This is a genomic window from Phenylobacterium sp., from assembly GCF_031412415.1.
Lineage (GTDB): Bacteria > Pseudomonadota > Alphaproteobacteria > Caulobacterales > Caulobacteraceae > Phenylobacterium.
Map to the genome: position 1 here is coordinate 1 of NZ_JANOCX010000403.1, position 6,152 is coordinate 6,152.

General features: G+C 65.2%; 7 protein-coding genes and 1 rRNA gene. 5 read left to right on the forward strand and 3 right to left on the reverse strand.

The window, feature by feature from the left end; genetic code table 11:
• Positions 1 to 226: ribosomal RNA gene (locus RMO04_RS18905) — 16S ribosomal RNA — on the reverse strand; the annotation flags it as partial.
• Positions 227 to 1,098: 872 nt separating this feature from the next.
• On the opposite strand from RMO04_RS18905, the gene RMO04_RS18910 reads away from it, so the two are divergent.
• Positions 1,099 to 1,548 (forward strand): Rrf2 family transcriptional regulator, encoded by a 450-nt coding sequence (locus RMO04_RS18910; protein ID WP_309646318.1) that lies wholly within the window; start codon positions 1,099 to 1,101, stop codon positions 1,546 to 1,548.
• Here the strand turns inward: RMO04_RS18910 and RMO04_RS18915 are convergent.
• Complete coding sequence (locus tag RMO04_RS18915) at positions 1,545 to 1,973, reverse strand: CBS domain-containing protein (protein WP_309646319.1); 429 nt, start codon at positions 1,971 to 1,973, stop codon at positions 1,545 to 1,547. The two genes, RMO04_RS18910 and RMO04_RS18915, sit on opposite strands and share 4 nt — an antisense overlap.
• A 53-nt stretch (positions 1,974 to 2,026) precedes the next feature.
• Positions 2,027 to 2,677 carry a rhomboid family intramembrane serine protease gene (locus tag RMO04_RS18920; RefSeq protein WP_309646320.1) on the reverse strand — a complete coding sequence of 217 codons (651 nt, stop codon included), beginning with the start codon at positions 2,675 to 2,677 and terminating at the stop codon, positions 2,027 to 2,029.
• Between the two features lie 115 nt (positions 2,678 to 2,792).
• Between RMO04_RS18920 and hfaA the strand changes: the two genes are divergently transcribed.
• The 4 genes from hfaA to RMO04_RS18940 all read left to right on the forward strand — a co-directional run.
• Positions 2,793 to 3,284 (forward strand): holdfast anchoring protein HfaA, encoded by a 492-nt coding sequence (gene hfaA, locus RMO04_RS18925; RefSeq protein ID WP_309646321.1) that lies wholly within the window; start codon positions 2,793 to 2,795, stop codon positions 3,282 to 3,284.
• Positions 3,274 to 4,278, forward strand: coding sequence for a holdfast anchoring protein HfaB (gene hfaB, locus RMO04_RS18930; RefSeq protein WP_309646324.1), 1,005 nt, complete (start codon positions 3,274 to 3,276; stop codon positions 4,276 to 4,278). Before hfaA ends, hfaB begins: the two co-directional genes overlap by 11 nt.
• Positions 4,208 to 5,446, forward strand: coding sequence for a holdfast anchor protein HfaD (hfaD, locus tag RMO04_RS18935; RefSeq protein WP_309646322.1), 1,239 nt, complete (start codon positions 4,208 to 4,210; stop codon positions 5,444 to 5,446). The genes hfaB and hfaD overlap by 71 nt, the downstream gene beginning before the upstream one ends.
• 81 nt (positions 5,447 to 5,527) lie before the next feature.
• Positions 5,528 to 6,152: insulinase family protein (locus RMO04_RS18940; RefSeq protein WP_309646323.1), on the forward strand; the 625-nt coding region annotated here is incomplete at its 3' end.

Genomic DNA, 6,152 nt, shown 5'->3' on the forward strand with positions numbered 1-6,152 from the left:
TCACCAACTACCTAATCCAACGCGGGCCGCTCCAATGGCGATAAATCTTTCCCCCGAAGGGCACATACGGTATTAGCTGAAGTTTCCCTCAGTTGTTCCGTACCAAAGGGCACGTTCCCACGCGTTACTCACCCGTCCGCCACTGATCCCGAAGGATCCGTTCGACTTGCATGTATTAGGCCTGCCGCCAGCGTTCGCTCTGAGCCAGGATCAAACTCTCAGGTTGAGATGACTCTGACTTCAATGTGTCAAATCCGGGAAGGATTTGACTGGCATTGGTCTACTTAGTTCTTGACGAGTTCCCATTTACCTCGCGATCCGAAGATCGGTTGGTACATGGTATTGTCTTCAAGAGACCGCAGATTTAGTCAGCGTCGAGATAGTGTGGTTAGCACTATCGCCAGAGCGCCGCCGCCTGCGTTTCTCTTTCCAATTCAACGATGTCAAAGACCGAGACCGGGTTTCCCCTGCCCCACTGTTTAGCGCCGGTGGTCGGCGGAGGCGGCTATCTAGTGGCCGGCCTCTTTCGTGTCAATCGATCCTTTCGGACTTTTTCGCGCCGCCCAGGAAACCCGGAAATTTGGCGCAAAAATCACCGCGGGCCGCCGAGGGGCTTCCCTCATTTGTCCGTAGCGATTCGATTGAAGGCCGGAACCTAACCGTCAGGGGAGAGAAAATCAAGGCCTTTATTCAAGACCCTGGTTCGTCTCGCCCGCCGGGGCGGTTCCGAAGAAGAGCGGCGTATCTAGTTGCCGGCCCCTCCTCTGTCAATCGGCTCTTTCGAGCTTCTCGTGCCGACCCGAAACCTCCGGGTCCGTCCGAAATCACCCTTGCCGGTCTGCGCTGGAAGCGAAGCTTCCGGGCTCACGGCTTAGGTCCGATCGTCGCTCTTCTCCGCTCCTGTTCGGTAACAATTTCAAGAGCTTGTGGCTCCGTCAGTTGTTTCCGGCCGGCCCGTTGTCCGAGCGAGGGGGGCTTCTACCCGCCACCCCCGGGGGGCGCAACCCCCTTGCGACAGAATGACGACATTTCCCGCTCTCGCCTTGTGGAAAAGCGTGCGTCATCCTTTATGGCGCAAGGCTGGGAGGCGCTCGAAGAATGTTGTCGCAAAAGGCGCGCTACGGACTGCGCGCGCTCGTGGAGCTCGCTCGGGCGCAGGGTGCGCAGGTCACTTCGGGCGAATTGGCCGCCCGCGCGGACGCACCGCGCAAGTTCCTGGAGGCGATTCTGCTGGAGCTGGCCCGCAACAAGGTGGTGGTGAGCCGTCGCGGCAAGTTCGGCGGCTACGTGCTGGCCCGTTCCGCCGAGGAGATCAGCTTCGCCGAGATCATCCGCATCATAGATGGCCCGCTGGCCCTGGCGCCCTGTGTCAGCCGCCTGTCGTTCCGGAAATGCGACGACTGCCCCGACCTGGCGACATGTTCCTTGCGCGAGGCGCTCCTGCGGGCCCGCGACGCCACCTCGGAGGTGCTTGAAGGCTACAGCCTCGCCGCAGCGGCCGCCTGCGAAGGCGCTGAGGTGTTCGACCTGTCGGCCAAGCTCGCCTAGCCGGCGGCGATATAGGCTTTCAGGCCGTCGGCCTCGGCCTCGACCTCGGTGATCTTCCATTTCACCAGGTCGCCGATGGAGACGATGCCCACCAGGCGCTCAGCCTCGCAGACGGGCAGGTGTCGGATCCGCCGATCGGTCATACGAGTGAGCAGCGCATTCACCGTCTCGTGCGGCTCAGCGAAGTGCACATCCCGGGTCATGCAGTCGGAGACCGGCTTGTTGAGGGCGCCGGCCCCCTCCTCCGCCAGCGCTCGGACCAGATCGCGCTCGGAGACGATTCCCGCGACGCGGTCGCCGTCCATCACCACCATCGCGCCGACTTTACGTGAATGCAGTAGGGCGCAGATCGCCCCCACCGTCTCGCCAGGCGTGGCGGTGAACACCAGATCGCCCTTGGTCTTAAGGATCTGAGACACCAGCATCGGCGCGTACTCCCTATTCCCGGACGTCACCGTCGCTCAGGCGGCACGTTAAATCAATGTTCTCCGACAACTTGGTCGGCGCGAGGCCCCCGCGCGAGGCGGCCGAACAGGTCGATCAGGAACAGGCCGGCGAAGTATCCGAAGATGTGCGCCTCCCAACCGACCTTCGCCGCGCCCATCCCCGGCGCGAAGTCGATGAAGGCGAAGATCAGGTTCAGCGCCACCCAGCTCACGGTCATGCTGACGACGGGACCACTCATGAAGCGCCCAGGCACGCCCTGCCCGCCCAACAACCGCGTCGCGCCGCCCACCAGGCCGGCCACCGCGCCGGACGCGCCGATCAGCAGCCCGCCCGGACTAAGCCAGGCGTATCCCAGGCAAGCGACCGCGCCGGAGAGGAGATAGAAGAGCGCGAAGACCAGCACCCCCCGCAGGCTGGTCCCAAAATAGCGCGCCACCGGGGTTCCAAAGGCGAGCGCGAAGCCCGCGTTCATCAAGGCGTGGGCCCAGTTGCCGTGCAGCAGCATGGACGTGAACATCGTCTCCCAGCGCCCAGCGGCCAGCGCCATCGACGAAAAGGCGAAGTAGCGGACGCCCAGATCGCTCAGAAGCACGGACTGCAGCCCGTAGCTCACCACGATGGACAGGGTGACCAGCACGGCCGGCCACGGCGCGTTCAGGATCGGCTGGCGCTGGTCGTTCAATTTGGATGCTCCCAACTCACGGTGGCGGCGCGGACATAGTTTCCCTCACGGGTCTTAACCAAATCGCGAGGGTCTTGGCCTTTAGATGCCCAGCAGTCGGACTCGGCGCGCCCGCTTGCGCGCCGTCTGGCGCAGGTTCTGTCGGTGCGGAGTCACGAGGTCAATGATCGAGGTTTCCTTCGCGGCTCGTCTTGGCGCATGGATCGCCGCCGGCTTGGCCGCGGCATTGGCCGCGTCGCCGGCGTCCGCGCAATACATGTCCACCAACGCTGCTGATTTCAACGCCGGCTACGGCCGTCGCGCGGGTTCGGAGAACCACCCGGTCGATGTCGCCACCCGCGACGCCAATGGCAACCGCGTCATCATCGACGGCATCATCCAGACCGGCGAGGACCAGTCCAGCTTCGCCTTCGGCTCCGGGGCCGGCGAGGCCTATTCCGGGGTGGGCACGCTGGGCGGCGGCTCGACCGCCATAGGCAACAGCCTCGTTGTGGTGACCCAGGGCAATTACAACACGGTCATCGTCAATTCGAGCCAGACCAACAACGGCAATGTGACGGCGGGTACGCGCGTCAGCGGGGGCGTCGGGGCCGATGATGATCAATAGGAATATCAAGCGCACGGCGGCGTTGCTCAGCGCCGTGGCTCTCGGCCTGTCGGCCTGCGCCACCCCTGTGGCCGGGCCCAGCGGCAACTATGCCCGCTCGATCGGCAACGCACCGGTGACGGTCAATCCAACACCCTATTCCAACGCCCTGGTCTGCATGGCCGGCTACGCGCGCAACGCCCGCATCGTGGCGCCGCGCATCGCCATCGGCCGCATCGCCGACTACACGGGCAAGGCGGAGTCCGACGGTTCGGGCCGCAAGATCACCCAGGGCGCGTCCCTGATGGCCATGTCGGCCTTCGCCAAGGCGGGCATGCCGCTGGTCGAGCGCTTCGACACCTCGGTCTCGGAACTCGAGCTGAAATACGCCAACAACAAGCTGATCTCCGACGCTCCTAACCCCGCGCCCACCCAGGCGGCGGAGTACCGCCGGATCGTGGCGGGCCAGGTGCCCGGTTCCGATTTCTATGTGGCGGGCGGCGTCACCGAGTTGAACTACAATATCCGCTCGTCCGGCTTCGACGCGGCCGGCGGCGATCCCGACGCCACGGCGGCCAAGGGTTCGTTCCGCGGGCGGCTGTTCATCATGAACATCGGCCTGGATCTGCGGTTGATCAATACCCGCACGCTCGAAGTGGTGGACGTCATCTCCTATCAGAAGCAGGTGGTCGGCCGCGAAGTCGGCGTCGGCTTCTTCGACTTCCTCAATGGCAATGTCTTCGACATCTCTGCCGGCGCGGGCGCCCTGGAGCCGATGCAGCTCGCGGTCCGCAGCCTGGTGGAACGCGCCGTCGTCGAGATGACCGCCAACCTCTATGGCATGCCCGGCCCGCAGGGCTGCCTGACCTCCGACCCGCTGGAAGGCTCCACAGTCGGCCTGACCGGCGGCTATGTGCCCGCCTACAACAATCTCGGGACCAACAATGGCCAGACTCGCGAAGATCCTTCTCGCTGGAACTCTCGTCGCGATTCTGCCGTGCGCGACCGCTACTAGTCAGACCCCGCCCAGCAGCGTCCTGAACAACCAGGTTCAGTTCGGCGACGTCTTCTCGCAGCAGACGTTGAACGTCGTCGACGTGAGCGACTTCACCACCGCGACCACCAACGCGGTCGGCAACGCCTATGAAGCGACGGCCGAAGGCCAGCGCCTGGATGTCCGCTCCGACCAGGCCGCCAACGGCGACGTGGCCGCCGACACCCGGGTCACTGTCAGCGGCTATTCCGGCGACAGCGTCTCGGCGACCAACACCGCCACAGGCAACAGCGGCTTCGCCGGCGCCTATGACGGAACCCTCACCGCGGTCACGAACCAGAACACCGCCACCACCGCGGCGATCGCCGGGAACAGCCGTATCAACGCCGCGGGCGGCTCGGCCGGCGATGTCGACTCGCTCAACCAGGCCACCGGCAACAGCCAGTCGTTCGGTCTCGAATACGCCGCGGCCGGCGTTCGGGCCAACCAGACCAACGGCGCCACGGTCTCCACCGACGGCGGCGGCGACTACGCCTATGTCTCGGGCGTGGCCAACTTCGCCGCCACCAGCACCGGCAACGACATCACCCTTGATGGCCAGGGTTCAGCCGCTCGGGTGATCGCAGGCCAGCTCAACGAGGCCGACCGTATCCAGGCCAGCAGTTTCACGGGCTTTGGCAGTGTCCAGGACGCCACCGCGCGCGCCACGGCGGCCGGCAACAACGTCAACGCGGTCAATGAGGGCCCCCTCCTCGACGTCTACGCCGACCAGCGCAACCTGGCCTATGTGCGCGCCGAGGCCCGCAACGCGGCCTCCGCCTATGGGACCGGCGCGGTCAACGCCTACGGTGTGGGCAACGCGCTGACCGCCGGCGAAATCGGCGGCGAACTGATCCTCGAGACAGTCCAAATCAACGACGGCGGCGGCATCGAGGCGGTGGCCAACTTCATCGGCGTGGACGGCTACGACGCCACGGCGACCTCGACGGCCATGGGTAACTCTGTGACCGGCTACGCCTGCTCCGACTGCGAGGGCAGAATGACCGTCACCAACAGCCAGGTGAACCGCTCCGACGTCGGCGCCCAGAGCATCGTCAATGTCAGCGGAAGTGGCCGCTCGGCCAGCGGCGTCTCCACCGCGGTCGGCAACACCGCCACCTATTATGTGAGCCGTCCGTCGGGCAATTAGCGCCCCGATGTCGCCTTGCGAACGCCACATGGCGCGGCGCATTGTGCGTCGACCTTGGCAAAGCCGGACCTGATACGTTTGATGATACGACCCCTTGCGGTGACCGCGCTCGTCCTGGTCCTGGCCGCGCCTGGTTACGCTCTCAGCCTGCCGCTCCCGAAGTTCGGCCTGGGCAAGGATCGCCCCGCCCCGACCGCCACGAAGATGAAGCCCGGTGAATGGGCCCAGGCGCGTTCCGACCTTGCACCAGACCCAGACATCCGCTTCGGCGCCCTGCCGAACGGCATGCGCTACGCCATTCGCAAGCAGTCGATCCCCCCGGGGCAGGCCGCCCTGCGCCTTCGCTTCGACGCCGGCTCCCTGATGGAGACCGACAAGCAACAGGGCATCGCCCACTTCCTGGAGCACATGGCTTTCAACGGGTCGAAGACCGTACCCGAAGGCGACATGATCAAGATCCTGGAGCGCCTGGGTCTGGCCTTCGGCGCCGACACCAACGCCTCCACCGATTTCGACGAGACGGTCTATAAGCTCGACCTGCCGCGCACCGACGACGAGACCGTCGACACCTCACTGATGCTGCTGCGCGAGGCGGCCGGGAACCTCACCCTCGACCCCGCGGCCATCGATCGCGAGCGTGGGGTCGTGCTGTCGGAAGAGCGCGCTCGCGACACCCCGCCCTATCGGGTCTACAAGTCTCGTCTCG

Bases quoted from the DNA above. Each gene is read 5' to 3' on its own strand.
- hfaD (WP_309646322.1), top strand. From the start codon at position 4,208: ATGGCCAGACTCGCGAAGATCCTTCTCGCTGGAACTCTCGTCGCGATT.
- hfaB (WP_309646324.1), top strand. From the start codon at position 3,274: ATGATCAATAGGAATATCAAGCGCACGGCGGCGTTGCTCAGCGCCGTG.
- RMO04_RS18910 (WP_309646318.1), top strand. From the start codon at position 1,099: ATGTTGTCGCAAAAGGCGCGCTACGGACTGCGCGCGCTCGTGGAGCTC.
- RMO04_RS18915 (WP_309646319.1), bottom strand. From the start codon at position 1,973: ATGCTGGTGTCTCAGATCCTTAAGACCAAGGGCGATCTGGTGTTCACC.